At 52.3% G+C, this 26,340-nt stretch carries 24 protein-coding genes; 6 read left to right on the top strand and 18 right to left on the bottom strand.

The window, feature by feature from the left end; translation table 11 throughout:
• The first annotated feature begins 81 nt into the window (after nt 1–81).
• The 4 genes from I8746_RS09475 to I8746_RS09460 are packed head-to-tail and all read left to right on the top strand — an operon-like array spanning nt 82 to nt 3,324.
• Nucleotides 82–642, top strand: coding sequence for a tat (twin-arginine translocation) pathway signal sequence (locus I8746_RS09475; protein WP_221100535.1), 561 nt, complete (start codon nt 82–84; stop codon nt 640–642).
• 10 nt (nt 643–652) lie between these two features.
• Nucleotides 653–2,221, top strand: coding sequence for a GMC family oxidoreductase (locus I8746_RS09470; protein ID WP_221100534.1), 1,569 nt, complete (start codon nt 653–655; stop codon nt 2,219–2,221).
• Nucleotides 2,218–3,012: a hydroxyacylglutathione hydrolase gene (gloB, locus tag I8746_RS09465; RefSeq protein ID WP_221100533.1), complete on the top strand. Its 795-nt coding sequence runs from the start codon at nt 2,218–2,220 to the stop codon at nt 3,010–3,012. Before I8746_RS09470 ends, gloB begins: the two co-directional genes overlap by 4 nt.
• 21 nt (nt 3,013–3,033) lie before the next feature.
• A complete protein-coding gene (locus I8746_RS09460) occupies nt 3,034–3,324 on the top strand; it encodes a cytochrome c5 family protein (protein ID WP_221100532.1) in 291 nt (96 codons plus the stop codon).
• Between the two features lie 320 nt (nt 3,325–3,644).
• On the opposite strand, the gene I8746_RS09455 is transcribed toward I8746_RS09460, so the two are convergent.
• Nucleotides 3,645–4,379 carry a TorF family putative porin gene (locus I8746_RS09455; RefSeq protein ID WP_221100531.1) on the bottom strand — a complete coding sequence of 245 codons (735 nt, stop codon included), beginning with the start codon at nt 4,377–4,379 and terminating at the stop codon, nt 3,645–3,647.
• A gap of 654 nt (nt 4,380–5,033) precedes the next feature.
• Here I8746_RS09455 and iolG point away from each other — a divergent pair.
• Both iolG and I8746_RS09445 read left to right on the top strand, forming a co-directional pair.
• Nucleotides 5,034–6,026: an inositol 2-dehydrogenase gene (gene iolG / locus I8746_RS09450; protein ID WP_221100530.1), complete on the top strand. Its 993-nt coding sequence runs from the start codon at nt 5,034–5,036 to the stop codon at nt 6,024–6,026.
• A 9-nt stretch (nt 6,027–6,035) separates the two neighbouring features.
• Nucleotides 6,036–6,998, top strand: a complete 963-nt coding sequence (locus I8746_RS09445; protein WP_221100529.1) for a Gfo/Idh/MocA family protein — start codon at nt 6,036–6,038, stop codon at nt 6,996–6,998.
• Nucleotides 6,999–7,118: 120 nt separating this feature from the next.
• Here I8746_RS09445 and I8746_RS09440 read toward each other — a convergent pair whose 3' ends face one another.
• From I8746_RS09440 to I8746_RS09360, 17 genes are all read right to left on the bottom strand, one after another.
• A complete protein-coding gene (locus tag I8746_RS09440; protein ID WP_221100528.1) occupies nt 7,119–8,393 on the bottom strand; it encodes an NAD(P)/FAD-dependent oxidoreductase in 1,275 nt (424 codons plus the stop codon).
• A gap of 866 nt (nt 8,394–9,259) precedes the next feature.
• Nucleotides 9,260–10,855, bottom strand: coding sequence for a cytosine permease (locus I8746_RS09435; RefSeq protein WP_221100527.1), 1,596 nt, complete (start codon nt 10,853–10,855; stop codon nt 9,260–9,262).
• Nucleotides 10,856–10,905: 50 nt separating this feature from the next.
• Nucleotides 10,906–12,132, bottom strand: a complete 1,227-nt coding sequence (locus tag I8746_RS09430) for a carbohydrate porin (RefSeq protein ID WP_221100526.1) — start codon at nt 12,130–12,132, stop codon at nt 10,906–10,908.
• A gap of 203 nt (nt 12,133–12,335) precedes the next feature.
• Nucleotides 12,336–13,220 (bottom strand): alpha/beta fold hydrolase, encoded by an 885-nt coding sequence (locus I8746_RS09425; protein WP_221100525.1) that lies wholly within the window; start codon nt 13,218–13,220, stop codon nt 12,336–12,338.
• Between the two features lie 42 nt (nt 13,221–13,262).
• Nucleotides 13,263–14,036 carry an SDR family NAD(P)-dependent oxidoreductase gene (locus I8746_RS09420; RefSeq protein WP_221100524.1) on the bottom strand — a complete coding sequence of 258 codons (774 nt, stop codon included), beginning with the start codon at nt 14,034–14,036 and terminating at the stop codon, nt 13,263–13,265.
• Between the two features lie 136 nt (nt 14,037–14,172).
• The gene (locus I8746_RS09415) at nt 14,173–15,609 is read right to left on the bottom strand and encodes an NAD(P)(+) transhydrogenase (Re/Si-specific) subunit beta (RefSeq protein WP_221100523.1); all 1,437 of its coding nucleotides are present in this window, start codon (nt 15,607–15,609) and stop codon (nt 14,173–14,175) included.
• Nucleotide 15,610: 1 nt separating this feature from the next.
• Nucleotides 15,611–15,925: an NAD(P) transhydrogenase subunit alpha gene (locus tag I8746_RS09410; RefSeq protein WP_121161423.1), complete on the bottom strand. Its 315-nt coding sequence runs from the start codon at nt 15,923–15,925 to the stop codon at nt 15,611–15,613.
• A gap of 11 nt (nt 15,926–15,936) precedes the next feature.
• Nucleotides 15,937–17,058, bottom strand: coding sequence for a Re/Si-specific NAD(P)(+) transhydrogenase subunit alpha (locus I8746_RS09405; protein WP_221100522.1), 1,122 nt, complete (start codon nt 17,056–17,058; stop codon nt 15,937–15,939).
• A gap of 59 nt (nt 17,059–17,117) precedes the next feature.
• Complete coding sequence (locus I8746_RS09400) at nt 17,118–18,203, bottom strand: Gfo/Idh/MocA family protein (RefSeq protein ID WP_221100521.1); 1,086 nt, start codon at nt 18,201–18,203, stop codon at nt 17,118–17,120.
• A gap of 48 nt (nt 18,204–18,251) precedes the next feature.
• Nucleotides 18,252–19,229, bottom strand: coding sequence for a Gfo/Idh/MocA family oxidoreductase (locus I8746_RS09395; protein WP_221100520.1), 978 nt, complete (start codon nt 19,227–19,229; stop codon nt 18,252–18,254).
• Between the two features lie 85 nt (nt 19,230–19,314).
• Complete coding sequence (locus I8746_RS09390; RefSeq protein WP_221100519.1) at nt 19,315–20,475, bottom strand: Gfo/Idh/MocA family protein; 1,161 nt, start codon at nt 20,473–20,475, stop codon at nt 19,315–19,317.
• A 143-nt stretch (nt 20,476–20,618) separates the two neighbouring features.
• Nucleotides 20,619–22,328, bottom strand: coding sequence for a biotin carboxylase N-terminal domain-containing protein (locus tag I8746_RS09385; protein ID WP_221100518.1), 1,710 nt, complete (start codon nt 22,326–22,328; stop codon nt 20,619–20,621).
• Nucleotides 22,325–23,911 carry an urea amidolyase family protein gene (locus I8746_RS09380; RefSeq protein ID WP_221100584.1) on the bottom strand — a complete coding sequence of 529 codons (1,587 nt, stop codon included), beginning with the start codon at nt 23,909–23,911 and terminating at the stop codon, nt 22,325–22,327. The genes I8746_RS09385 and I8746_RS09380 overlap by 4 nt, the downstream gene beginning before the upstream one ends.
• 16 nt (nt 23,912–23,927) lie before the next feature.
• Entirely contained in the window at nt 23,928–24,701 is a 774-nt protein-coding gene (locus I8746_RS09375) for a LamB/YcsF family protein (protein WP_221100517.1), read from the bottom strand.
• Between the two features lie 43 nt (nt 24,702–24,744).
• The gene (locus I8746_RS09370) at nt 24,745–25,035 is read right to left on the bottom strand and encodes a putative quinol monooxygenase (protein ID WP_221100516.1); all 291 of its coding nucleotides are present in this window, start codon (nt 25,033–25,035) and stop codon (nt 24,745–24,747) included.
• Between the two features lie 23 nt (nt 25,036–25,058).
• Complete coding sequence (locus I8746_RS09365; RefSeq protein ID WP_221100515.1) at nt 25,059–25,508, bottom strand: OsmC family protein; 450 nt, start codon at nt 25,506–25,508, stop codon at nt 25,059–25,061.
• Between the two features lie 23 nt (nt 25,509–25,531).
• A complete protein-coding gene (locus I8746_RS09360; protein ID WP_259674106.1) occupies nt 25,532–26,335 on the bottom strand; it encodes a putative hydro-lyase in 804 nt (267 codons plus the stop codon).
• Between the last annotated feature and the right edge of the window lie 5 nt (nt 26,336–26,340).

Here is a 26,340-nt window from a genome sequence, read left to right as displayed (position 1 = left end):
ACACAGCCTAGAAAAACTCAATTGCCCTCAAAGCAGCACCCGTGATGTCAGGCTCCTAATAACAACAAAAAGGAGAACCGCATGACCGATCTACAAGCCAGCCGTCGTGTCTTTCTCAAAGGCAGCGGCGGAATTCTTTTAGGCACACTGCTTTTCACCTCCGGCCCCATAGCTCTGCTTGCCCCCAGTACAACCTGGGCGCTCGAAATGAAGATGCTCAACAACAACCTGGCAGCACGGCTGATGGTCATGGTGCGCCGGATATACCCTCACGATCAGATGGAAGACGCTGTGTACGCGTTTGCGATCAAAGCGTTGGATGATCGCGCAGTCGCTGATCCCTCCATCCTTCCCCTGCTTGAACAGGGCCTGAACGAGCTCGACACATCAGCAGGTGGCGCGTGGCTGAATCTGGATGAGGAGCGCCAATTGGCCGCGCTTGAGTCTGTCCAGAGCACCCCTTTTTTCACGTTGGTCAGATCAGTGTCGGTCAACGCTCTTTACAGCAACGAACTCGCCTACCAGCACTTTGGCTACGAGGGCGCCTCCTTCCCTAAAGGCGGCTATTTGATGCGCGGTTTCAACGACCTGAAATGGCTGCCTGCAGCCCCCACCGAAGCCAGCCCCCCCGCCTTTTCCTGAGGATGCGTACGTGACCACATTCAACTTTGACGACGACTCGGTAGTGGTGATCATCGGTTCTGGTGCGGGTGGCGGGACTCTGGCCAATGAGCTGTGTCAGAAGGGTATCCCTGTAGTTCTATTGGAAGCCGGCCAGCGACAATCGTCAGCCACCTTCATCAACGACGAATGGCCTTCGTTCGAGCAATTGTCCTGGGGCGATACCCGGACGACTTCGGGGTCGTGGCAGATCGCCAAGGACTTCCCGAACCTACCAGCTTGGATCTGCAAAACCGTGGGCGGAACGACTACCCACTGGGCAGGTGCCAGCCTGAGATTCCAAGAGCACGAGTTTCGGGCGCGCCAGACCTATGGCGATATCAAAGACGCGAACCTGCTTGATTGGCCATTGACGCTGGCAGAACTGGAACCCTTCTATGCAAGGGCAGAAGACAAGATGGGCGTGACGCGCACCAACGACATTCCAGGCCTGCCGGGAAACAACAATTTTCAGGTGATGTACAACGGTGCTCGCAAGCTTGGCTACAAGAAATGCAGTACCGGCCACATGGCGATCAACAGCCGCGCCCGTGCAGGACGCGCCCAATGCATGCAACTGGGCTTCTGCTTCCAGGGCTGCAAGATGGGGGCAAAATGGTCAACGCTGTACACCGAGATTCCAGCAGCTGAAGCCACTGGCAAGCTTGAACTTCGCACACAGGCTCACGCGGTGAAAATCGAACACGATGCCAAGGGACGTGCAACCGGTGTGGTCTACGCAGACGCGCAAGGACGACTGCAACGCCAGAAAGCGCGTCTTGTGGCAGTCGCAGGTAATGCTATCGAAACGCCTCGACTGCTGCTCAATTCGACCAGCACCTTGTTCCCTCATGGCATTGGCAACGGCTCCGGGATGGTCGGTAAACACTACATGCGCCACACCACCGGCTCAGTATTTGCGGAGTTCAAGGATCCGGTGCATTTCTACCGGGGCACCATCATGGCCGGCCTGATCGGAGACGAGGTGCACTTCAATCCCGACAGAGGCTTTGTCGGTGGTTACGAAATGGAAACCATCTCGCTCGGCCCATCCTTCATGGCTGCCTTCTTCAATCCAGGTGCCTGGGGACGTGACTTTACCCGCGTCATGGACAACTACACGCACTTGGCAGGCATGTGGCTGGTGGGTGAAGACATGCCCCGGGAAAGCAACCGTATCACCCTGAGCGATACCGTCAAAGACCGCTTCGGCATTCCTGTGGCCAACGTGCACTACGACGACCACCCCAATGATATTGCGATGCGAGAGCACGCGTATCAGCAAGGTAGCGCCGTCTATGAAGCTGTCGGCGCACTGAAGACTCACCGCGTCCCCCCCTACCCCTCAACTCATAATATGGGTACTTGTCGCATGAGCCACAAGGAAACCGATGGCGTCTGCAACAAGTACGGGCAGAGCCATGAAGTCCCCAATCTGTTCATTTCAGATGGCAGTCAGTTCACTACCAGCGCAGCCGAAAATCCTACCCTGACGATCGTGAGCCTGGCGATTCGTCAGGCTGAGTTCATCGCTGATGCTTTGAGGACGAATGCGGCATGACGAACACTGCCGAAAACCGCCTGGAGATTAGCGCAATCCCAGCGTTCATCGACAACTACATCTGGCTTCTGGCCGATTACTCAAACCAGGCCTGTGCAGTTGTAGATCCAGGTGATGCCGAGCCAGTTCAAGCTTGGCTGGCAGAGCATCCCGGCTGGATGCTCACCGATGTGCTAATCACTCACCATCACAGTGACCACGTAGCCGGTGTCGAGAAGCTCAAGTCTGAATTCAATCCCCTCGTGTATGGCCCTGCAAACGAATCAATCCCTGCTAGGGATCGGCCACTCACAGATGGTGATTTGATCCAGGTACTAGGACGAACCATTAATGTCATCGCCGTGCCTGGCCATACTTCAGGGCATCTGGCCTACCACTTGGTTGATGAGGATGTGCTGTTTAGTGGAGACACGCTATTTAGCGCCGGCTGTGGCCGCTTGTTTGAGGGTACGCCGCGACAAATGCTGACATCCCTCGAATGCCTCGCAGCGCTGCCAGGGCAGACGCAGGTGTACTGCGCACATGAGTACACCCTGCCCAACCTACGTTTTGCTTTGGCAGTCGATCCAGACAATCAACAAATAGCCAAGCGCTTGACTGAGGTCTGTGAAATCCGCAATCGCGGGCAGTGCACCTTACCCACCCGCATTAGCGTTGAACGGGCTTATAACCCGTTCCTCCGAGTGCGGGAGGCGAAGATCGTTGAAGCTGTCCAGCGTCACACGAGACTATCCATCACCTCAGCCGAAGCATGCTTCGCAGCTATGCGTATGTGGAAAGACAATTTCTGAACAACAAGAAGAAGCTCACCTATGAGAAGAACACTGCTGATTAGCCTGACAGCCTTCATGATTGCTACTGCCCAAGCGGCTCAAGAGCCTGAGGCCGTATACACAAAAACGTGCGCCATGTGCCACAACGGGCAACTCCCAAACGCGCCAAAAAAAGGCGATACCGCTGCTTGGAAACCTCGCCTGGCTCAAGGGCAAGAAATATTGCTCAAAAACGTAGTGAATGGCTTGAGCGTCATGCCCCCACGCGGTCTTTGCAGTGACTGCAGCGACGAAGACCTCTTGGCAACGATAGGATGGATGTCTCGCTGAAAAGTGAAAAGTCTGACCACCAAAAACTGACAAGACAAACTGCCAAAAAATCTTCAATAATAAAAATGCCTAGGAAAACCCTGATTTCCCTAAGCACGGGTTAAGGTCTATAGCGCCCTGCACTGTGATAGACCTTATCTCGCTAATTAGCGCCTAGGTAAAGCCTCCAGAGCCCATGAGACAGGATCAATTGATCGTTCAAGCCAGCACGCACCACACAGTGCGTATTTCTTACGGAGGATAGTGTGCACACGCTACAAAGCGGGCAAAAAATTGCCCGCTTTGTACAACCAATCAGCTCAAATTTATAACCAAACCAGCTAGAACGACTTGCTAACCCCAGCGATAACTGTCGCCGAGCAGACATCATCAAAACCGTTAAAGTTGAGACATTCCACCTTGGATAGATTGCTATCTGCGTAGCTGAGAGACCATTTGAGCCCCAGTAACTCCTTGTTCACTTCAATCTGCCACTCGTTATACTTGCTTCGTGTGCTGCCGCTTCCGGAAATGAAAACTTGATCTTTATAGTCAACCTGGCCGTAGCGCGTTTTCAAACCGATGTCTCCCGGCAAGGTAGTTTCATAGCCCACGAAGCTGTAGAGCATGCTTTCATTTTTCCACAGGTCATCGGAGTAATAACCGCCAACAATGAATCCATGGGCGTTCAGTTTCGCATAGTATTCACTGTAATTGAGATCCGCTTGCTTGGGGTACTCGTACTCCAGATACGTCAACTCCAAGCTTACGTCATCGGCCAGTTGCATGGAGTAACCCAGGTAATAATCGATTTCCTGACGTGTCTTGCTGCCATGACCGAAGTCAACATTCGAGCTCCATACGCCTGCGAACAAGCCACTGGAATGTACTAAGGTGGCGGAGCCCTGAAGGGCTGGATCGCCTTGGGTTTGTGACATCCCGCGAGACCAATACTGACTGTACAACCCTGCATCGAGCGCGAGCGTAAAGTCCTTACTCAACTCAATTGCATTGCTTTCCGACCATGGCGCAACTACCGCCAGAAAAATAGCCGCCAGTTTAAAAGAATGCTTCATACATACCCCCAGCTATAATTTTTTTAGTTTTCAGATAGCAATTGCCACTGCGGCAGCTACAACGCAAGCAGACACATCAACAAGAAAATATCAGTTGATCCATCAGCACTGGCCTTGGGTAGCTAATCAGTGAATCGCTGAATGAGAGGCAGAAGACTCAGAAAATTCTATTTTTTTAGACCAAGCCTACAATTGGGAATTGAGGTCTGGCGTGATTAGCGCCATCACTGCTTGGCTCTGATGTTCTAGAGCTAAGCCGATGGATCTGCTTACCGAACCGATAGACTATCCTCACGCAGACGACGCAACTGTGCCAAACTGAGACAGCAGCCTGACCAAGGCTTGAAACATGACCAGATGATCAGATTTTGTCTCGACGCGTTACCAAAATTAGCAACGAATCCAAAAAAGTAAGAAGGCCAATGATGATTGGGATGACTTCTGGCCGCCATTTACAGCCCTTCACTTTCGCAATCCTCGTACATCTAGGAGGCCTCACTCCCAGAAAACAAGTGCCTGGTGTGGATAAGAATTCCGCTGATAACCTTTAGCTTTCAGTGCTCATAAAAAAAAACGATTCGCTCGTCAAAGCGCTCGCTGCCACTCTAATTCCGCCATCTTCAAATCAACAAATTTAAATACAGAGATAGCGATATGCTCAGAGTAGGTATTCTAGGCTGCGGTCGAATCGGAAATGTTCACGCTGCAAGCCTAATGCAGATTCCAACCGCCATGCTTGTAGCGGTAGCTGACGCCATACCCGCAGCAGCTGACACATGTGCCAGTCGCTTCAATGTTGAAGCGAGGACAATCGAAGGAATCATTCGGGCAGAAGACATACATGCGGTAGTGATTGCGACGCCCTCTCCAACTCACTTCGACCTTATCCATGCCTTGGCAGATGCAGGAAAGCCGATTTTCTGTGAAAAGCCTATCGACATGTCCTCAGATCGGGTTCGTCAATGCATAGCAAAGGTCTCAAGCGCCGGCGTACCGTTTATGACCGCGTTCAATCAACGGTTCGATCCGCATTTTGGTGCATTGCAGAAACGACTAGCTGCGGGTGAAATCGGGCAACTGGAAACTGTCACAATCACGTCCCGAGACCCTGCTCCACCTCCGGTCGAGTACCTGAAAGGCTCTGGTGGCATCTTCAGGGACATGATGATCCATGATTTTGACTTGGCACGATTCTTACTGAATGAAAACCCTACTCGGGTGTTTGCAACGGGGTCAGCGCTGATAGACCCGGCAGTTAAAGACGTAGGGGACGTTGACACCGCCATAGCACTGCTTATGACCAACTCTGGAAAAATATGTCAAATTTCCAACTCACGGCGCGCTAGTTATGGCTATGACCAAAGACTCGAGGTACATGGCTCCAAAGGAATGCTGAGAGTTACAAACATCCATGAAAGCCAAGTTGAAAGTGCGACAAGTTCAGGATTTACGATGCCTGTCGCCAAGCCATTTTTCCTAGAGAGATTTGGCCCTGCATACCTCGCAGAAATGGAGCAATTTGTTCACTGCATTTCCACTGGCACACCACCTACTCCGGACGCTGCAGATGGGTTGTTTGCTCAACTGATCGCGGATGCTGCCGCTGAGTCTTTAGCATCCGGCCAACCTGTCGACATAAAGTATTGAGAATTTCACATGAAAATTGGCATTATTGGGCTAGGCAACGTTGCAGAATTGCATGTAACTGCGCTTAATGAAATTGACCCCACCGCTTACGTCGGCGGATGGGGTAGAACCCCAGGTAAAGCAGCTGCGTTTAAAGAGCGATTTGGTGGGGTAGTATATCCGACTCCGGAAGCCTTACTTGATGATCCCAGCATCGACGCGGTTGTGATCTGTACCAACGCAGAGACGCACTTCCACTTTGCTAAAGAAGCTCTATTCGCAAGAAAGCATGTACTGATAGAAAAGCCAATTTGCACGAGCGCAGATAAAATCCGAGAACTGGAGATACTTTCGCGCGGTGTCAACCGATTGTGCGTACCGTCTCACAACTATGTGTATGCAGAAACAATGCAACGTGTTCGCGCACACATTGACGCCGGGCACCTCGGAGAGATCGTAAACTTCTGGGCAATCTATAACAAGCGTCACCCTGCCGAAATTGGCGTACCTGATCTAACCATGAGCGAGCTTATGGTTCATCACATATATTGTATGCTGTATTTCTTGGGTCGGCCGGAACGAGTATTTGCTACAGGCTCTAATGTCCATTTCGAAGATCCGCAAGCCCACGATCAGCTAATGATCATCGCAGAATATCCAAACGGTAACCTCGCGAATCTTTGGGGAAGCTTTTCAGCCGATGATTGTAGCCGTGACCCCTGGTCTGTGTACTTCAAAATTATCGGCAAGAATGGTTCATCAGTGGTGCCTTGGGATACGACAAAGTTTGGCGAGGCGAGACTTCCGTTCTGGGACGACGGCACATATTGGGATAGCTTTTACCAAATTCAAAAGTTTTTCATTGAAGAATGCCTCACTAGAAAGCGTGCCCCACTTTCGTCCCTGAGCGACGCTTATGACGCCGCTGTAATCATGGATGCTGCCCGAAAATCCATTAGTGAAAGAAGATCTATCGATCTCGATTTCAGCTGAGGATTATACGAAGCCCCTAGCGACTGATCGTTGGAAAGTTTGCTGCAGCAGCAATCATACTACTGCAGCAACTCCATAAGCTATACGTTACTTACACGCAGACTTCAATCAATCTATAAATTAGTGCAGCTTTAGCCTTGGTCGAATCTTACGCTGCAACAACTCAGAAAATGCCTTTAACAGCATCCTCGTAGCGCCAAAAAGTGCTACCTGGTGAAGCCGATAAAGTGACATATACAATGTCCTTGCAAAAATACCTTCGGTCACCTTTTTCCGGCCCAGCAGTCCAGTCAGCGTTCCTACTGCATTGAAAGACGCCATTGAGATCAATGTCCCTCGGTCTTCATAACTGAATTTCAGCACCGGCTTGCCCGAGATGCGGCGAGCGAGGCTTCTGCTCAGCATCTCGGCTTGTTGATGGGCAGCCTGTGCTCGAGGAGGGACAGTACCTGCTCCCTCATCGGCTAACGGACAGGACGCACAATCACCTATGGCGAAAATTGAGTCATCGAGCGTCGTTTGGAGCGTACGGCGTACAAGAAGCTGGTTGATACGATTCGTCTCCAGACCGCTTAGCCCTTTCAAAAATGTAGGTGCTTTGATACCGGCAGCCCAGATCGTGAAGTCGGAAGCAACAGCACCACCGTCGGCCAGTACTACGCCTTCAGCCTTCACCTCCTTCACCGCCGTATTTACACGGACGTCAATCCCTAGGTTAGCCAAGCCTGAGTGAACAGTCTCGCTCACGTCTTGATTCAAGACAGGGAGAATCCTAGGGCCAGCCTCTAGCAAGGTCACTTGTAGGACGTCCGGAGACGCATGCCGAAGCCCATATCCCTCAATAACACGGACGGCATACTGCAGTTCTGCGCACAGCTCAACCCCGGTTGCTCCGGCTCCAACAATAGCGATTCGGAGTGGGTTAGATGCATCCTCTGCATGCGCTCGCATGTAACGTGCGAGAAGCTGCTTTTGAAGCTTCTCTGCCTGAGTACGACTGTCTAAGAATTGGCAATGATCTTGAACACCCACGATGCCAAAATCATTGCACTGACTACCAACAGCCAGGACAAGCGTATCGTAGGGTACCTCCCGCGCATCCCCGCCGGTCGATGCTAGCAGCACCACTTTTCGTTCACGATCCAGATCTATCATGCGACCATACTGAAATGAAAAATGGTTCCACTTCGCCTGCGCGAAGTAATTCAGCTCATCAATACTGGGATCCAGCGAGCCAGCTGCAACTTCGTGCAGAAGAGGCTTCCATATGTGCGTTAAACTTGCATCCGCTAGTATAACTTCGGCACTCCTGCTCTTTCCGAGCGTCTTACCTAGCCTAGTAGCCAACTCAAGCCCGCCTGCACCACCACCAACAATCAAAACCCTATGCTTCATTACCACACCCCAGACTTAATATAAGCAGCACGCACACGAGAGCGGACTATCGCAATCGAGCAAAAAGGCAGGCAATATTAAACCAAAGAAAAGTCTAATTTTTATGTATTTCCACCCCAACCCTACACTCAGCCACAGGGTTATCAAGCAATCTTGAAGCAATGAGCTTGACCAAAAAAAATCATTTACCTAAATCAAAAATACCGAATCATAAGTCGAGCCCCACCTTCACATTCATATATAGCTTGCTGCCTACCTAAGGGACTACTTCTATGTCAATGGCCCTACTAAATTCCAGCAAGCATGACGGATTAATCTCAGGGCGCCGTCCATTAGCGCGCAACATCAATCGGATCTCGCAGCAGAAAACTTGGCTGTCCCCTAACAAATTTATCGAACAGCCAATCGCTTGCACCTGAATATTTCAGGCATCCCGGAAACCTTAAGGCATCACCAATAATCCTAAGACGGCTAACAAGCGCATTTCTGTCCTATTTTGGTACACGCGTATATTTTTACCACAAAATTAAATACCGGACTGTCCAATTCCGATGTCGATTCTTAACCCTGTAGACACTCTCAAAAGCCCGTTTCTCTTTACAAATCAACGAATTGGCGCGCCACGCGAGGTGGATAAAATGAGCCTCTCATGCGAGAGGCTCATTTTACTAGGCATTACTTCAAACGATCAAAGACGAGCTCTGTATTGGCAGCCGTTACCCCGTCATCAACGTCCCAGAGGATGCCACTTGGAACAAACTAGCCATCCGGCGCCCCTCTTCACCATCAGCTACCTCTGCGCCAAACGCCGCAGTTCCCATAGGCGACACTGTGCATAATTGCATGAAGTACATCGTCTTGATATCTTAAACAATGCTGGATACAGCTCGCCCTGACAGAACCTGAGACTCCTGCTTGACCGCTTGCAGGAACGCGTGATTCCCTTCTGCACAGCCGGTGCATATAGCCTTTTGCTCGGCAGAAGGATCACTGTCCATTTCAATCGCCGTGTAGGCCCTCTCACAAATATGGCATTTGATATGCTGACTCCATACGTCCGTCACTTCATTTCTAGGTTCTCTAACACGGAGAATTGGCCGTCTACGAACAGATTTGGTTATTAACCAGTAGCTCAAAGCTGCGATACCCGAAATGATGATGGGGGCATAGTCAACGTACCACTCCCCTTTCGCACCAAACTCAATGATATAAATTCCCACCGCCGTGGAGAACAAAATTGCCCACGCTCCCGGCATCATTCCTTTGACTCTACCTGGACGGAACTCGGAATGCTGAGTGTCCGGATAAAGCGCATAGTGAGTCATCAGAATCGCGACCCATGAAGTAACGGCTACACCCTGCCAAGCTAGTGCTTTCAGCAAATAGCTAAATACATTGGTAAGCATGAGAGAGTAAACACAGGCTCCAACAAAGAGAACCCATACAGCCCTAGGCAATCGCAAGCCAAAACCTCTGGCTGCGAAACCAGCCATGTTCAGCGAAGCCATATAGTAGTTTGCAGTATTTATACGTGTTTGGCTAACGATAATAAATAACAGGCCGATCATACCTGACGATTTTAGAACTGCTTCCGCAATACCCTGCTCACTGGCCTTCAGGCCAGGAAAAACGGTTTCCATGATAAAGATACCCGCTACACCATTGACAATGTATAGGGCAAAATAGAACAGTGGCCCAAAGGTAACTATTCCATGGAATTTAGCGTCCTGTGGTTTACCAAAGCGCGAGAACTCAGCAGTCACCATCATGTTGACGCAAATTCCCATATAGACAATAAACGCCCACAACCAGCCTGGCATGGTGGTTTCAAGGGATGGCTGAATAGACAAGAATCCGGTAGAAAATCCAAACCGATTTCCGGCCATCAGCACAATCACCAATAGGCCTGCGACATACAGAGGCAACAACGCCCCATTCAGCTTATCCATCCATGCTTGAATACCTCCTACAACAAGCGGCATCGCATAAAGGACTACCAACAAGTACCACCATCGGATGTCACTCTCAGGCGAAAAATACTGCTGAAGGGCGACGGCTATAATAGAACCCTCAAACACTGCGTAGTAGGTAGCGGTAACAGCAAAAAGCAAGGAGGAAATAACCGCACCCACGTTACCAAAAATTCCTCTAGATAGTAACGCTACGGAGAGACCGCTTTTGATGGATCTCTGACTAATAATATAATTAATCACCCCATAGAATATTACTGACAAGCCAATGCCGATGAGCGCACTGCATGAGCCCACCGCCTGCGCTACAGCTACGCTGATGTAGAGATAAAATAGTGCGCTCAGCACCGACCAAGAAGCCATGGCCAAGCTCCACCGACCGGTACGGGCGGCCAATGGAACGACATGTCTCGAATAATCCTCGGCAGACTGCTCCTGCAAAACCCGGGGATCATCATCATCACTGATAGTTAAACGATCTTGCTGGGACATATAACCCTCTCGCTTTAAGTATTTAGCCTGGAAGCGCCGCTAGCTTACAGTTACTCCCACCCGTACTCAAATTGGACGCCAAAGTTTGATCCATGAAGAGCATTACCAAAAGCCCCTGAATCCGAGAGCGCTGACCCGGCTGCAAACTCATTGGCCGCTCGTTGTGCAGCAGCATTCCAACGTGCATAAGTATAATAAAGCCGGATCTCAGGCCGATCGTTGAATCCAGGGCCAGTTGGCGACCATGTTGGCGCGACAGTGAGCTTTGTGAGTTTTCGAGTCCCGCCAGGTGCCGTGACCTGATCTCGCCCAAGCTCAACGGCAAGCTTGAACTGCTCGGTGAACCCATAGACTGGACGAACACCGACAGATAGCCAGTTCTGGTTTGCGTCCTCTTGTCGCTTATCTTTCTGGAAAACAACATTTAATTGCCCTCCAAAGTTCCGGGTTGACTGCCAGTCGAAGATTTCTACTACTCGCCAGCTCCGATTACTCTTGTCGAGTTTTGGATCACCTGTATAACCTAACGCCGTTCCTGGGCCTTCGCCATACTGCAACGCAAGCCTGTTTTGACCGCCGAGGAAGCTAGCCTGTTTGTGCTGAACAGCTGTTGACCAACCGTCATGGGTATTATTACCGCTTGGAGCCCGGAGAAGGCTGACCCCTACCTCAATCTGGCCACCGGGGTTGACCTTAAAGCCTTCAACGTTGATATCTTGTCGGGTAATTTTCACTTTCTGGAAGACGCTGTCCTTGCGTGAGAATACGTAGCTGTACTTATAGTCACCTATTGCTACCCGATCCAAGCCAAAACCGGTCGCGCTCTGGTTCCAATAGAAGAAGTCTGAGATGTTGATGTCATTACGCCTATAGAATCGACGCCCGGCCCAAAGTGCCCCTCCTCCCAATGAAGGCATCTTGCTCCATTCAACATAAGCTTGGTTCATTCGGGTGAAGCTGTTATCACCTGAAAGCGCTGGCGTGTGGCCATAATCTGTTTGTGTTTGAGCCATCCCATCCAGACTGATAACCGAACCATCATCGAGAATGGCTACATCTTGCCTCCCCTCAACCTCAATGTACTGCTCACATTCGTTGCCGAGACGGTACTTCGACTGGGCGCCGGGAAGCATGAAACAGCTTTGCTTACCCCCTGATTTCGAGCCACCAGCGCCGCTTCGTACGTAACCGTTGAATTCAATTGCAGGAGCTTCTGTTGGTAACAAGAGCGCAGCCGAAAACGCGCCCCCCAAAGAGCTCAACCTCAAAGTTCTCATTCATCACTCCGTTATTATTATTAAGTAGACACTGAAAATGCATGAACAAAGGCATACATGGTCAACTAACAGAGCCCATGAAAAATCATAGGTTCACAGCCTTTGACCATGACAACAAATTTTGAATAACAGATACAAAAAGGCTAGGAACCGATTAATATCGACCCCTAGCAAATGTGGCACAGCGACGAAAATTCAGGGTATTACTTTGAGAAGTACTTTAGCAGTTCATTAGTCAACTGCTCCGGTTGCTCTTCCGGAATATAGTGACCACTCTGAACCAGCGTTCCGGTGACATTCGCCGCGACAGCTTTCAACTCAGTGACCAGGTCAGGCATCGAACCCTGATCTGCATGAACAGCCAGAATAGGCACTTGTAGCTTGCCCTTCTTCGCCAGTTCACGGTTCTGATCAGCCGATTTGGCCATTGCACGATAGTAGGCCAAGCCACCTTTCAGGCCGTTGAGTTTGAAGACTCGCAGGTACTCCTCAAAGTCATCTTGAGTGAAGATCTGAGGGATAGCAGCTTTGCGCTGGAGGTACCACTGCAGATAAATATGCTCGCGCCCTTCCAAGAGAGCCTCAGGCAGATCGACGAGATTGTGGAACCCGCAGTGCCAAGTACGCCAAGCGACATTTCCAGCCCATGGAAGGTTGTCTGGCAGGCTGATACCAGGAATGCCGCAATCCAGAATGGCCCACCCGGTGACCTGATCGCCATAGTTCGCACAATACGGGTAGCTAACCCATGCGCCGAGATCATGAGAAATGAGGGAATGCTTGCCCACACCGATCTTGTCCAGCATGCCACGCAGCAAGCGAGCGATGTTGGACGTATCACAATCTGCAGGGCGATCAGAATCCCCTTGACCTGGCAAATCAGGCGCAATTACCCGAAAGTGCTTGCCCAAGATTGGGAGGACTTTTCGCCATGCATACCAGCTTTGCGGAAAGCCACAGACCAGCACCATCACTTCACCGTCTTCACGGCCACCACTCACGTAGTGCATCCGCGTGCCTTCAACGGTTACAAATCCACGCTGAAATCCTTCTACGCCGCTATCCGGCCATTCACGCTTGCTAAACATCGTGTTCACCTATGCTGAAAATGCTTCCAGACACCAGATCTATCAGAATGGATCTCGGGCAGCGGCCAGCCAGCCACCATCCATTACGTATTCACTACCGTGAACGAAGTCCGCCTCATCACCGCCTAGGAACGCGGCAAGCTTGGCGATTTCACTCGGCTGGCACCAGCGCCGGGCAGGGAACTTCTCAAGGGCAGCCAGCATGTCAGGCGAGTGAGCAGTCACAGGATCGGCCATAGCAAGTGGGGTAGCAGTTGCCCCTGGGCAAATTGTGTTGACGCGGATACCGCTTGCTCCGTACTCGAAAGTCAGCTGTCGAGTAAGGCCAATGACGCCATGTTTAGAGGCAGTATAAGCGGTACCGCCACCCGCGGCACTGAAGCCGGAAGTGGAGGAGGTGTTGATAATTGCGCCTTTTTTCTGCTTGAGCATTTGTGGGATGACCGCACGTGCCATCAGGAAAGGCCCGGTCAGGTTGACCGCAATGACACGGTTCCACTCTTCAATGGATACCTCGTGCGCGGTGGAATGCCCATCAAGGATGCCGGCGTTATTACAGAGCAGGTCAATACGTCCCCACTTGGCGATGACAGCTTCCACCGCTTCGCTCACGCTAGCAGGGTCGCTTACATCGACACGATAAGCGAAACCGGCCTCAGGATTTGCAATTTTGGAAATTGATTCGTCGGCGGCTTTCAGGTTGATATCAAGTGCTACCACTGATGCTTGTCGGGCGGCGAATTCTTCAACCATTGCCCGTCCCATGCCAGAGCCTGCACCGGTGATAATGACTACGCGACCATTGTAATTATTCATATAGCACTCTTTGTCAGATAGTTAATTGCGCATTGATATCTAGCGCCGCCAGACACCTTCGATGATCAGCGAAGGATCTGAACGCGTCCAATCGCCATTTACGATGCTTTTAGATCACATTTCCTTATCAGCCGTTTCATGCCACAGCCTTGACCATGTCCTCGATGGTCTTTTTGGCATCGCCAAAGACCATCATCGTCTTCTCCATGTAGAAGAGCTCGTTATCCAATCCGGCATAGCCACTCGCCATGGAGCGCTTGTTAACAATGATGGTCTTAGCCTTGTACGCTTCAAGAATTGGCATGCCGGCGATCGGCGATTGCGGATCGTTCTTTGCCGCCGGGTTGACCACATCATTGGCACCCAGCACCAGCACCACGTCAGCCTGTCCAAATTCGGAGTTGATGTCCTCCATTTCGAACACCTGATCGTACGGTACCTCAGCTTCAGCCAAGAGCACGTTCATATGCCCTGGCATGCGGCCAGCCACCGGATGGATCGCGTACTTCACGGTAACGCCGTTGTGAATCAGCTTTTCAGTCAGTTCCTTCAGCGCATGCTGGGCACGAGCCACGGCCAGACCGTAACCAGGAACAATAATCACTGTGTCGGCGTTGGTTAGCAGGAAGGTGGCGTCATCAGCAGAACCAGACTTTACTGGCCGCTGCTCTTTCGATCCTTGATCTGCACTGACATCGGCATCACTACCGAAACCTCCCAGGATCACACTGAAGAATGAGCGATTCATCGCCTTGCACATGATGTACGAGAGGATTGCACCACTGGAGCCAACCAAGGAGCCGGCGATAATCAGCATTGAATTGTTCAGCGAGAACCCGATGCCCGCCGCTGCCCAGCCTGAGTAGCTGTTCAGCATGGAAACCACCACTGGCATGTCTGCGCCGCCAATGGGGATGATCAACAGTACGCCGAGCACGAAGGCAAGCAGCAGCATCAGAATGAAGGCGTCAAACAAGCCTGTGGTGCTGTAAATGATGCCTAGGCCAATGGTCGTGAACAGAACCAGGAGATTGGTTCTGAATTGGCCACGAAAGACAAATGGTGCTCCTTGGAAAAGGCGGAATTTGTATTTGCCAGAAAGCTTGCCGAAAGCGATCACAGAGCCTGAGAAGGTGATGGCCCCGATCGCCGCACCGAGGAAGAGCTCAAGACGGTTGCCGCCCGGAATGGGGTCGTTGATCGAGGCCACGATACCGAGTGACTGGGGCTCAATAACACCTGTAATGGCGATGAACACCGCTGCGAGGCCGATCATGCTATGCATGAAGGCAACGAGCTCTGGCATCTTGGTCATCTCTACGCGCTTGGCCATTACCGAACCGGCTGTTCCGCCGACCAACAATCCGAAGATGACATACCCCATCCCTGCGGTAGCGATCCCGGAACCCAACTTATAGATGAGCCCAACGGTCGTGAGGATGGCGATCCCCATGCCAATCATGCCGAACAAGTTGCCCCGTCTCGAGGTTGTCGGATGAGACAGACCTTTCAGCGCCTGGATGAAGCACACCGAAGCGACAAGGTAGAGTAGCGTTATCAAATTCATACTCATGTTACTTCTGCCCTTCGCTTTTGGTTTTCTTCTTGAACATTTCCAGCATGCGCCGGGTAACCAGGAAACCGCCGAATACGTTCACTGCAGCTAAGGCGACGGCCAAGGTGCCCATGATTTTTCCGGCAGGTGTGACAGTGAGTGCGGCAGCCAGCATGGCACCAATAATCACGATCGCCGAAATGGCGTTTGTGACGGCCATCAGCGGCGTATGCAGAGCTGGAGTGACATTCCAAACCACGTGGTATCCCACGTAGATGGCCAGCACGAAGATGATCAGGTTGTAGATGCCATGGGAAATCAGCAGGTCTTCCATTGTCGTGCTCCTCAGCTGTTCTTGCGCACGACCTGGCCATCGCGGCACATCAGGCACGCGGCAACAATGTCGTCTTCCAGGTTGATGTCTAGCGCACCGTCCTTGTCGAACAGCAGCTTCATGAAGTCCAGCAGGTTGCGGGAGTAGAGCGCGGACGCGTCGGCGCCTACCTGCGCCGGCAGGTTGGTCGGGCCGACGATAGTCACTCCATTCTCAACAACTACTTGATCGGCAACGGTCAGGGGACAGTTGCCCCCCTGGGCAGCGGCTAGGTCAATGACAACGGATCCGGGTTTCATCTGCGCCACAGTGCCAATATTCAGGAGAGTTGGCGCTTTGCGTCCCGGGATCAGGGCGGTGGTGATGACAATGTCAGCTTGCTTTGCGCGGTCATGCACAGCTTGAGCTTGTCGCAGCATCCAGCTTTCCGGCATTGGGCGAGCATAGCCAGCCACCCCTTCGGCGCACGCTCGCTCCTCCTCCGTCTCGTATGGCACGTCGATGAACTTAGCGCCCAGAGACTCGATTTGCTCCTTCACGGCGGGGCGGACATCGGACGCTTCAATCACTGCGCCCATGCGCTTAGCTGTAGCAATGGCCTGAAGGCCGGCAACACCCGCTCCCAAGATAAGCACGCGTGCCGCTTTAACGGTACCCGCAGCGGTCATGAGCATCGGCATGAACCGTGGGTAGTACTGAGCCGCAAGCAGCACGGCCTTGTAGCCCGCGATGTTGGCCTGCGACGACAATACATCCAGACTTTGCGCACGAGAGGTACGTGGCGCAGCCTCCAGTGCGAACGCGGTGATCCCGCGACCGGCCATCTTGACGATCAGCTCGCTGTTGAACGGGTTGAGCATGCCAATTAGCACGCTGCCCGAGTTGATGAGCTTGAGCTCTTGGTCATTAGGGGCAACTACTTTCAGGACAATTTCCGCACCAAAAGCATCGCTCGCCTCACCGACCGTGGCGCCAACGGCCTCAAACGCGCTGTCGGTAATGCAAGAGAGCAGCCCGCAGCCTCTTTGGACGACAACTTGATGCCCAGAAGCGACCAGTCGCTTTACTGTGTCTGGGGTGACCGCAACGCGCGTTTCGCCGCAAGCGGTCTCCGACGGTACTCCGATATACAAGGAACTTCTCCGTTTATTATTCTTAAATCGAGGATCCTTCATGGAATGAAGAATGCTGGTCAGGCAACCGCCCGTTTAATCGTCCTAAGAGTTGCTTCTGATGGCCGAGCTCTGGCTTTCTTAGACATCAACGACTGCGGCAAACCGGAGGCAGCAGCGCGCTCGATGGCAAAAAGAATTTCCAGGTCTGCGAGCCCCTCCCCACCACAAGGCTGTGGTGCTATACCTTGCTCAATACAATCCGAGAAGTATGAAATTTGCCCTGCAAAGTGATCGTAGTGCGGGAAGTGAATGTATTCGTTCTCATCCCGGCTTTTCAGTGACATGGCCATGGAATGCTCAAACCGGAAGCCAGGATCCATGTTCAAAACGCCCTCAGTGCCGACTATCTGGTAGGTGTCGACAGGGTAAGCTCCGAAGCTGCAATAGAACTGCGCTAATCGATCACCAGGGAATCTGAGGGTCACTGCGATCGAGTCATCCACGTTGGCGAATCGGGGATCACCGACGCGGCGGGTGCTCATTGCAGACACTGCGATGGGATCAGATTCAAAAACGTGGCGAGCGGCGTTGATGCAGTAGATGCCAATGTCTTGCAGTGGGCCGCCCCAATGCTCCACATCCAATCGGTGGTTACCAACATTGCTTTGGAAACTGAACGTCGCGGACATAAAGACTGGCTGACCGATTCGACCGTCACGAACAGCCTGCAACGCCGCGATGGTTCCGACGTCATGGTGCAACCTGTAACTGGTCATCAGCGACACCCCTGCAGCGTGAGCTGTCGCGATCATCGCGTCAGCATCAGGCAGGGAAGTGGCAATTGGCTTTTCCACTAGCACATGCTTGCCCGCCTTTGCTGCCTGGATGGCATAGGTAGCATGAAGGGGGTTGGGTACGGCTACATAAACGGCGTCAATCAGATCACTCGTCAGCAGTTCATCAAAATCCTCGTACGGATAAACATGTTCAATGCCATGCTTGTTCGCAAGCTGCCGAGCACGCTCCGGTTTTCCAGAAACAATTGCGGTAACAACGGAGTTCTCTAAAAGAGAAACAGCAGGGATGAATGCGGTCTGGGATATCCAGCCAGCTCCCACTACGGCATATCTAATCACGTTTAGATCCTCGAAGAACTGCGCCATACCGAGCGGTCTATCCGTTTAGTAAGGGCGCAACTTAGATAATCATGTTTATCGGTACAACAACGGACGAGCTGGCAGATCAAGTACGATTGTTTGATCAGTGTCTATTCGTTTAACCAATTGCTCGGCAATCAGAGTCGTGATGTAACCATCCCATGCTGTAGCTCCATGGTTCGGAACACCAGAAACAATGCTTTGAATCCAGCGGCAGGTTTGGGCCTGGTAGGCCGCGGTGAATCGAGGTATCCAGTTCGGAGGAACATGCGATGCACGACGACCCGATGTGCTTATCACGGGAGCTGAAAACTCAGGTAAGGCGATAGTACCATCGGCGCCTACTAACTCCGCATGAACCTGATAGCCGAATTTACAGTTCATAAAGAGTTCAGTAGACGAAATCGCACCGTTCGCTAGCCGCGTCACGATCATCATCGGATCACCTTTTTCTGCAATAGTGATCCTGACTGCTTCGAGCTCGGTATTCATCAGCCAACGCATGACATCAATCTCATGAACAAAGGCGTTCGTGATGAGCATGTCACCAGTCATCCAATCTGGTGCAACTGGATTACGATGAACGTTGTGAAGAATCTGGGGGTTACCAACAGCATTCGCGTCGAAAAGCCTTTTGAGCTCTTCATACCCTGGGTCGAATCTGCGCATGTATCCGACTTGAACGGTGGAGCGCCCTATAGCGCACTCAGCGTCGACGACCAAGCGCGCCTGTTCAGCGGTCATGGCCAATGGTTTTTCACAAAGCACTGGTTTTTCTGCAGCTATGCAAGCTTGCACCAGATCAGCATGGGTAGAATCCGGTGATGCAATCAAAACTGCATCAATTTCCCTAGAAGCAATCAGATCTAACGGATCTAAAAAAACTGGTGCATTGCAAGCTATAGATCGGGCTTTCTCTGAATCGAAATCGCAGACCCCTGCCAAGTGAGCGTTTGGGGTATGCATGGACAGAATACGACCGTGCTCCTTGCCCATGACACCAGCACCAATCAGTCCAACCGCGATACTCATTAAGAGTCTCCTGCAATGTCAAACGTTACGGTGGTACAGGTAGGCGTGACCGAGATCACGCCTACCCTAGGCTAGTGTTCAGCTATCAAGCAGGCTGCTCGATTTTCTCCCACTCGCCACTGACACCCGAGGTCAGGATGGCGTCTGCAATGCGCTCGATCTGCAGGCCGTCATCGAAGTTCGGGGATGCCTTGCCATTCTCGGCAATAGCCTTCAGGAAGTTGTACCATTCGATCGATTTGATATCGATGTAGCCTTGGCCCATGCCCGCGACTGGCCACAGCTTGTCACCGAACGGCTGGTGAGGGCCCGAGTAAATGGTACGGAAGCCGAAAGCATCCTTAGGATCATCTGCGAAAGCAACGCGCAGTTCGTTAAGGCGCTGGTAGTCGAAAGCGATGGAGCCTTTGGTACCGTAGATTTCGAAGCCGAGCTGGTTGTGGTGACCCCACGCATTTCGAGTCACCTCGATGGTGCCGTATACACCGTTAGCGAATTTGATCATGGTGAGTGCAGCATCATCCACATCAACCTTGCCACGCTCGCTCGAAGCCTGACCAGCAGGGCCGAAGAATCGACCAGCCGGCAGAGGTCGCTCTGGAACGAAGGTCTTGACTATCGAATTAACCGAAGCGAACTCACCCACCAACAAGCGAGCAGCGTCAATAACGTGCGTACCGATGTCGCCCAGGGTGCCGGAACCTGCTTTCGCTTTGTTGAAGCGCCAGGACAGAGGCAGCTCAGGATCGGCGCCCCAGTCTTGCAGGTAGTAACCACGGAAGTTCAGAATGTCACCGATGCGACCTTCGTCAATCAGCCGCTTGGCCATTTGAACCGCTGGAGTGTGGCGATAGTTATAGGAAACCATGGTCACCACACCCGTTTCCCGGGCTGCTTCCTGCATACGCTGAGCTTCTTCAACAGTCATCGACATTGGCTTTTCGCACATGACGTGCTTACCAGCCAATGCAGCTGCAATTGCGATCTCTGCGTGAGTATCGTTTGGGGTGCAGATATCGATGATGTCGATATCTGGGCGCTTCACAACGTCACGCCAATCAGTAGCGTACTCGGTAAACCCGTACTGTTTAGCAGCGTTCTGAGCCAATTCTTCATCGATATCGACAACCACCTTACGTTCGATTTCGACTGGGGCACCGAACAGGATTGGAACAACTGCAGTGGCGATCGAATGGGCCTTACCCATGAAGCCAGTGCCGATCAGTGCGACATTGTATTTTTTCACGATCCTTACTCCTTTAGGGCTGACTGTTTGTCTCACCCTGCTTCTGTTAAATCAACCCCAACAATCTTTTTTAGATGTTGGACACTACCTTAATGAGTGCCGGCTTACACGACCCTACTCAACCCGACCAACCGGCGTAATAGTTAGCCAATTGTCGCTAATTCTTCACCGAGCGTAACAGTAGATCCGGCGCCCACCAGAATATTGATTCTCCCGTTTAGCTTGGCAAGCACTTGAGTTTCCATTTTCATCGCTTCGACTAGAGCAATGGTTTCGCCCTCATTAACAACCGCCCCATCTTCAACAAGCCACTGCTGCAGAGTGCCTGGAATAGGAGAGCTTACCGAATTAGTATTTTCCGATTTCGTCGCCACGGGAGATTCAGTACTTGCTTTACTAAATGAGAACAGTGCCGATGGAACCCCGAGATGGTGCATTTTTCCATCAATCTCAATTACGCATCGAACCAATTTTTCTTCCGCGTAATCTACACGGTCTGCCGGAGGCAAACCTTGGAACTCCGTCTCAATCCAGTTGGTGTAGACGCCGAACGAATCAGCGCCATTGAACTTCGGTTCCTCCATGACAGCCCGATGGAAAGGAAGAACAGAAGCCAAACCTTCGATTTGGAATTCTGCCAGCGCCCGGCGAGCTCGGTTTACCGCTTGCTCACGGTTCTCACCGAATACGATGAGTTTGGCCATCATAGAATCGTAAAGCCCGGGGATGGAGGATCCACTTTCCACGCCCGTGTCGAGACGAACGCCAGGGCCCGATGGAGCACGAAACTTTTCAATACGACCTGGTGTGGGCAAGAAGCCACGCCCAGGATCCTCGGCATTGATACGAAACTCGAACGCATGCCCACGGGACACCGGAGTCTCCAGAACCGAAAGTGGAAGTCCGTCAGCGATACGCAACTGCTCAACAACGATATCGATGCCGGTGGTGACTTCAGTAACAGGGTGCTCAACCTGAAGCCGGGTGTTCACTTCCAGGAACGAAATCGTCCCGTTACGGGAAAGCAAAAATTCAACAGTACCCGCACCAACGTAGCCCGCTCGGCTGCAGATGTCCCGGGCAGCCTTATGAATAGCTTCACGCTGCTCTTCAGAGATGAACGGCGCCGGCGCCTCTTCCACCAGTTTCTGATTGCGGCGTTGCAGTGAACAGTCGCGAGTACCAAGCACCACGGTGTTGCCATGGGTATCGGCAATTACCTGCGCTTCGATGTGACGAGGTTGTTCCAGGAATTGCTCGGCGTAGCACTCCCCACGTCCGAACGCCTCAGTCGCTTCACGCACCGCCGAATCGAAAAGCTGCCCCACGTCCTCCAGCTTATGCGCAACCTTCATACCGCGACCGCCGCCACCGAACGCCGCCTTGATAGCAAGCGGCAAACCAGCTTCTTTGGCAAATGCAACCGCTTCACGGGCATTCGCAAGCGGGCCTGGAGTACCTTTTACCAAAGGTGCTCCAACAGCTTGCGCGATATGTCGAGCTTCGACCTTATCACCCAACGCCCGGATTACCTCTGGAGAAGGGCCCACCCACGCCAAGCCGGCATCCAGCACCGCCTGCGCGAACTCTGCCCGCTCCGAGAGGAAACCATAGCCAGGGTGAACCGCATCCGCCCCAGCACGTTTGGCGAGCTCAACAATTTTCTGGATATTGAGATAAGTGTCGACTGGTCGACCTGGGCCGAGACCGTAGGCTTCGTCAGCCAGCTCCACATGAAGGGATGATGCGTCGACGTCCGAATAGATGGCAACGGAAGTCACACCATAATCCCTCGCAGCTCGGATAATCCGGATTGCGATTTCGCCTCGGTTAGCGATGAGTAACTTCTTCATCGATCGATTTCCTTTACTTGCGGATCAAAGCCAGCGATAGCGTTAAAGCGGATGCGTGCACCAATCGGGATCTGCGCCGCCAATGAGAGGTGATGCTCGGCTACTACGGCAATGACCGGGTAGCCGCCAGTAAGTGGGTGATCTGCGAGAAACAGCACAGGCTGACCATTGCGTGGTACTTGAATCGACCCCCGAGAAGTGCCTTCCGAGGGAAGCTCGTCAGCACACTCACGAGACAGCGCACTTGCGCCATTGAGCCGAACACCCACACGGTTCGACTCTGGTGTTACTGCCCAAGATTGCTCAGTGAATGTGCGAATCGCTTCAGGGGTAAACCAATCAGTGCGCGGCCCCATCACCACGTCGAGCACCACAATGTCGCTACTCGCAGGCAAATTGGGGGCCTGCGACGCGTATGCAGAAACGGAGCCACGCAGATCATTCGATGGCTGCAGGCTCACGCCAGCAGTGATCGGGCCTGGCCCAACTTTCGCGAGTGTATCGGTCGACGCTGACCCCAATACTTTCGGAGCAGCAAAGCCACCACGCAGAGCAACATAGCTTCGAACACCTTGCGTTGGCACACTCAGGGCCAAGGTGTCACCAGCATCCAATGCAATCGGAGCATGAGGGGGAAGTGTTCTGGTACGCCCATCCGCGGTAGTGAGCGTGAGACCCGCTGGAGCTCCACTTATGGCCATAGTCACAGGAATCTCAGCCTTGAAAACGGCACCACCATAGGTTACCTCGAGCGCCACTGCTGCTTCGCGGTTGCCGACCAAAGAGTTGGCGTCACGCAGCGCCTGCAGATCAGCTGCGCCCGATTGAGAGACACCCTGGTGAGCGTTCCCTGCCCGGCCTAAATCTTGGAACAACAATGGCCTATCAGTGCTAACGACCTTTAAGCCTTTAGCGATCTGAGTTGGGCTTGAAGTCGACTCGGCCTTGGCAGACGGAACTGGCAATTGCTCGGTGACGGCCTCGACGAAGCGAACCCGGTCGCCGGGCTTCAATAGCGCCGCCTGCTCACGATCTACATCCCACATCGGGATCGTTGTAGCGCCCAACAGCTGCCAGCCACCAGGTGTATCAGTGGGATAAATACCGCAGAAACGCCCAGCGAGGGCAACAGAGCCCGCAGGGATCCGCACACGTGGGCTATCTCTACGAGGGACATCCAACTCAGGATCGTCAGATGTCATGTAAGCGAATCCAGGGGCGAATCCCGTGAATGCAACAGTGAAAGTTGCTGCACGGTGACGGCGAATCAGCTCAGGTATCGACCACCCCAGATAACCGGCAACAAATGCGAGATCTTCACCGTCATATATCATCGGTATCTCAATGAGATCGCCCGAACGACGGCAACCAACCTGGGGCCGCAGTGAGGAAATTTGCGCATAGAGTTCTTGCGCTGAGGTCGCAAGCGGGTCGAACGACACATGAAGTGTCACAGCGCCTGGTATGACCTCGACCACGCCCTCGATGCAAGCCGCCTTGAGCGCGTCACCGAGAGCGATGGTCGATTCAAGATCATCAAGCTCAACGATGAAGCGATTTGAGCCCGCTGGAAGAAACTGCAATGTCTTAGACATGCGATCAACCCTCGCTCACGCCTGCAAAACTGCGTAGATGAACGTTGTTCATTTCGAAAGCATCGCGAAGAGCTTTAGCAGTCTGAACCGCTGCGGGATTGTCGCCGTGGACACAGATCGAATCCGCCTGTAATGGCACGATACTACCGTCGACGGCCTCAACGACACCCTCTCGAACCAATCTCAGCATCCGTTTGGTAATCAGCTCTGGATCATGGATTACGGCACCTGCTATGCGGCGGTTAACAAGCGATCCATCACTGTTGTAGGCTCGGTCAGCAAAAGCCTCACACACAACCTTTAAGCCCGCTTCGCGAGCTTGTTCGACGATGGGGGCTCCTGCCAGGACAAGCAAAGCAAGCGAGGGATTCACCGCCTTGATTGCAGCAATCACATCTGCGCCTTGCCTGCGATCCTTGGCGATGGTGTTGTACAGTGCACCATGAGGTTTTACATAGCTGATAGTGGTTCCTGCCGCCCTGGCTAAGCCTTCTAAAGCGCCAATCTGATAGATCACATCACCTATCAACTCTGAACTAGAAGGCTCCATCACCCGCCGACCGAAACCAACCAGGTCTCGGTAACCAACGTGAGCTCCAATAACGACATCACGCGCAACGGCTTCTTTCAGCACTGAAAGGATGCCAGCGGGGTCACCCGCGTGAAAACCACACGCGATGTTCGCACTGGTGACGATGTCCAACATGGACGTATCGTCTCCCATTGCCCATGGGCCAAAGCTTTCGCCGAGGTCGCTATTGAGGTCAATTTTTACCATATCCCTGCTCACCTACTGAAGATCACGTTGGCGGATCAAGCAATTACAGCAACTGATATTTGCTCAGCGAAGACGACTTGACCAAGTGACCGTACTTTTCACCGAAAGCTTTCATATTGTCAGTACTGGAATGCAGATCCAGCGACTTTTGATCGTCCCAGATCTCGTAGAACAGGAATTCACCTGGATTTTCTTCCGAAACGTGAAGGTCATATTTCACAAACCCTGGCTCGGTTTTAGCGTAAGCGACCAGCTCCAGCAGTGCCTTTTGAAGCTCGGCCTCTTTGCCTGGCTGAGAGTGGGTCACAGCAACAACATACAGTTTACCCATCATCTTTACTCCTAGCTTGTTAAGTATTAAGCAATCTCGACTTTGACAACGGTCTTAATCGAATTAGCGATGAAGCACCCTTTATGAGCCCGGTGATGCAAACGTTCCAAAGCCGTCCGATCAGGCTGCTTCTCCGAACTGAACTCAACCTGTGGACTCAGCGTGATCTCAGAGACCCAAAATCCGCCTTCCTCACGGTTAGCAACAACCCCTTTAGCATTATCAATATACTTCGAAACAACGTACCCCTGTCCTTCGCAGATAGCCAGGAAGTACAGCATATGACAACTCGCGAGTGCGCTTACCAGCAACTGCTCAGGATCAGCCTTATCAGGAGAGCCCAAGTAATCAGCCGCTGCGGAAGCCGACACTTTTACTTGGCTACTAAATTCAACTTCCAGGTCACGACTGTAGGTGCCGGACTTATCTTTGTGCTCAGCCGCCGCCCAGATAACTTTTGCAAAATGCTCAGACATCACAAATACCTCTTTAGTTGACACTAAGCCACAGACAGATCTGGCGAATCGGCAGGAAGGTCAGTCACTAGCATGTAACCTGGCTCATGCGTGATAGCAATATCAACGCCTGCTTGCTTGATGGCCATCTGCGGAGTGACACCACAAGCCCAGAAGCCTAGGATATCTCCATCACGATAAACAGGCGCATCACCGAAGTCAGGGCGATCAATGTCCTTGATCCCGATGAGCGATGGGTCACCAATGTGAACCGGAGCGCCATGAGCGAGCGGGAAACGCTCGGACAGGACAATGGCCTTGATCGTGTCTTTCGGGCGGAAAGCTCGCATGGACACTACCATCGACCCTTTAAACGGCCCGTACCCTTCTGTAGGGAGGTTGGTGATGTACATGGGTACATTTCGATTAGCGCTAATGTGCTGGATCTCGATGCCCGCATTGAGAATTGCGTTCTCGAAAGAAAACGAACAGCCCAAGGCGAACGTCACGAAATCGTCCCGCCACAGGTCAACCAGCGAATCAACGGTTTCGGTATGAACGCCGTTCCTATAGACGCGATAACGCGCGACGTCCGTACGGATATCTATCTCACCAGCCAGCGGAAGAGTCGGGTCACCTGGCTTCCCCATAGCGACCAGCGGGCAGCTCTTAGGGTTCAGATCGCAGAAGACCTTGAAATCATCCGCAAACCGCTTTGGCAGAATCATCAAATTGGCTTGCATAAATCCATCAGCGAAACCGCTCGTTGGAACCCGCAGGTCACCAGCACGGATCATCTGCCTTACTTCAGCGGCAGACTTCGCTTGCATTGTTTTAATTGGTTCCATTCTGG

Origin of the sequence: Pseudomonas sp. USTB-Z (assembly GCF_019691255.1) — a bacterium.
Taxonomy (GTDB): Bacteria; Pseudomonadota; Gammaproteobacteria; order Pseudomonadales; family Pseudomonadaceae; genus Aquipseudomonas; species Aquipseudomonas alloputida.
The sequence above is the reverse complement of the archived record's forward strand: the minus strand, read 5'-3'. Positions and strand labels throughout refer to the sequence as shown.

Coding starts and splice junctions, on each gene's coding strand:
- I8746_RS09435 (WP_221100527.1), bottom strand. CDS start 10,855: ATGTCCCAGCAAGATCGTTTAACTATCAGTGATGATGATGATCCCCGG.
- gloB (WP_221100533.1), top strand. CDS start 2,218: ATGACGAACACTGCCGAAAACCGCCTGGAGATTAGCGCAATCCCAGCG.
- I8746_RS09375 (WP_221100517.1), bottom strand. CDS start 24,701: ATGGTAAAAATTGACCTCAATAGCGACCTCGGCGAAAGCTTTGGCCCA.
- I8746_RS09410 (WP_121161423.1), bottom strand. CDS start 15,925: ATGGAAGACCTGCTGATTTCCCATGGCATCTACAACCTGATCATCTTC.
- I8746_RS09395 (WP_221100520.1), bottom strand. CDS start 19,229: ATGAGTATCGCGGTTGGACTGATTGGTGCTGGTGTCATGGGCAAGGAG.
- I8746_RS09425 (WP_221100525.1), bottom strand. CDS start 13,220: ATGTTTAGCAAGCGTGAATGGCCGGATAGCGGCGTAGAAGGATTTCAG.
- I8746_RS09460 (WP_221100532.1), top strand. CDS start 3,034: ATGAGAAGAACACTGCTGATTAGCCTGACAGCCTTCATGATTGCTACT.
- I8746_RS09430 (WP_221100526.1), bottom strand. CDS start 12,132: ATGAGAACTTTGAGGTTGAGCTCTTTGGGGGGCGCGTTTTCGGCTGCG.
- I8746_RS09360 (WP_259674106.1), bottom strand. CDS start 26,335: ATGGAACCAATTAAAACAATGCAAGCGAAGTCTGCCGCTGAAGTAAGG.
- I8746_RS09385 (WP_221100518.1), bottom strand. CDS start 22,328: ATGAAGAAGTTACTCATCGCTAACCGAGGCGAAATCGCAATCCGGATT.
- I8746_RS09420 (WP_221100524.1), bottom strand. CDS start 14,036: ATGAATAATTACAATGGTCGCGTAGTCATTATCACCGGTGCAGGCTCT.
- I8746_RS09365 (WP_221100515.1), bottom strand. CDS start 25,508: ATGTCTGAGCATTTTGCAAAAGTTATCTGGGCGGCGGCTGAGCACAAA.
- I8746_RS09455 (WP_221100531.1), bottom strand. CDS start 4,379: ATGAAGCATTCTTTTAAACTGGCGGCTATTTTTCTGGCGGTAGTTGCG.
- I8746_RS09475 (WP_221100535.1), top strand. CDS start 82: ATGACCGATCTACAAGCCAGCCGTCGTGTCTTTCTCAAAGGCAGCGGC.
- I8746_RS09445 (WP_221100529.1), top strand. CDS start 6,036: ATGAAAATTGGCATTATTGGGCTAGGCAACGTTGCAGAATTGCATGTA.
- I8746_RS09370 (WP_221100516.1), bottom strand. CDS start 25,035: ATGATGGGTAAACTGTATGTTGTTGCTGTGACCCACTCTCAGCCAGGC.
- I8746_RS09415 (WP_221100523.1), bottom strand. CDS start 15,609: ATGAGTATGAATTTGATAACGCTACTCTACCTTGTCGCTTCGGTGTGC.
- iolG (WP_221100530.1), top strand. CDS start 5,034: ATGCTCAGAGTAGGTATTCTAGGCTGCGGTCGAATCGGAAATGTTCAC.
- I8746_RS09400 (WP_221100521.1), bottom strand. CDS start 18,203: ATGGCGCAGTTCTTCGAGGATCTAAACGTGATTAGATATGCCGTAGTG.
- I8746_RS09440 (WP_221100528.1), bottom strand. CDS start 8,393: ATGAAGCATAGGGTTTTGATTGTTGGTGGTGGTGCAGGCGGGCTTGAG.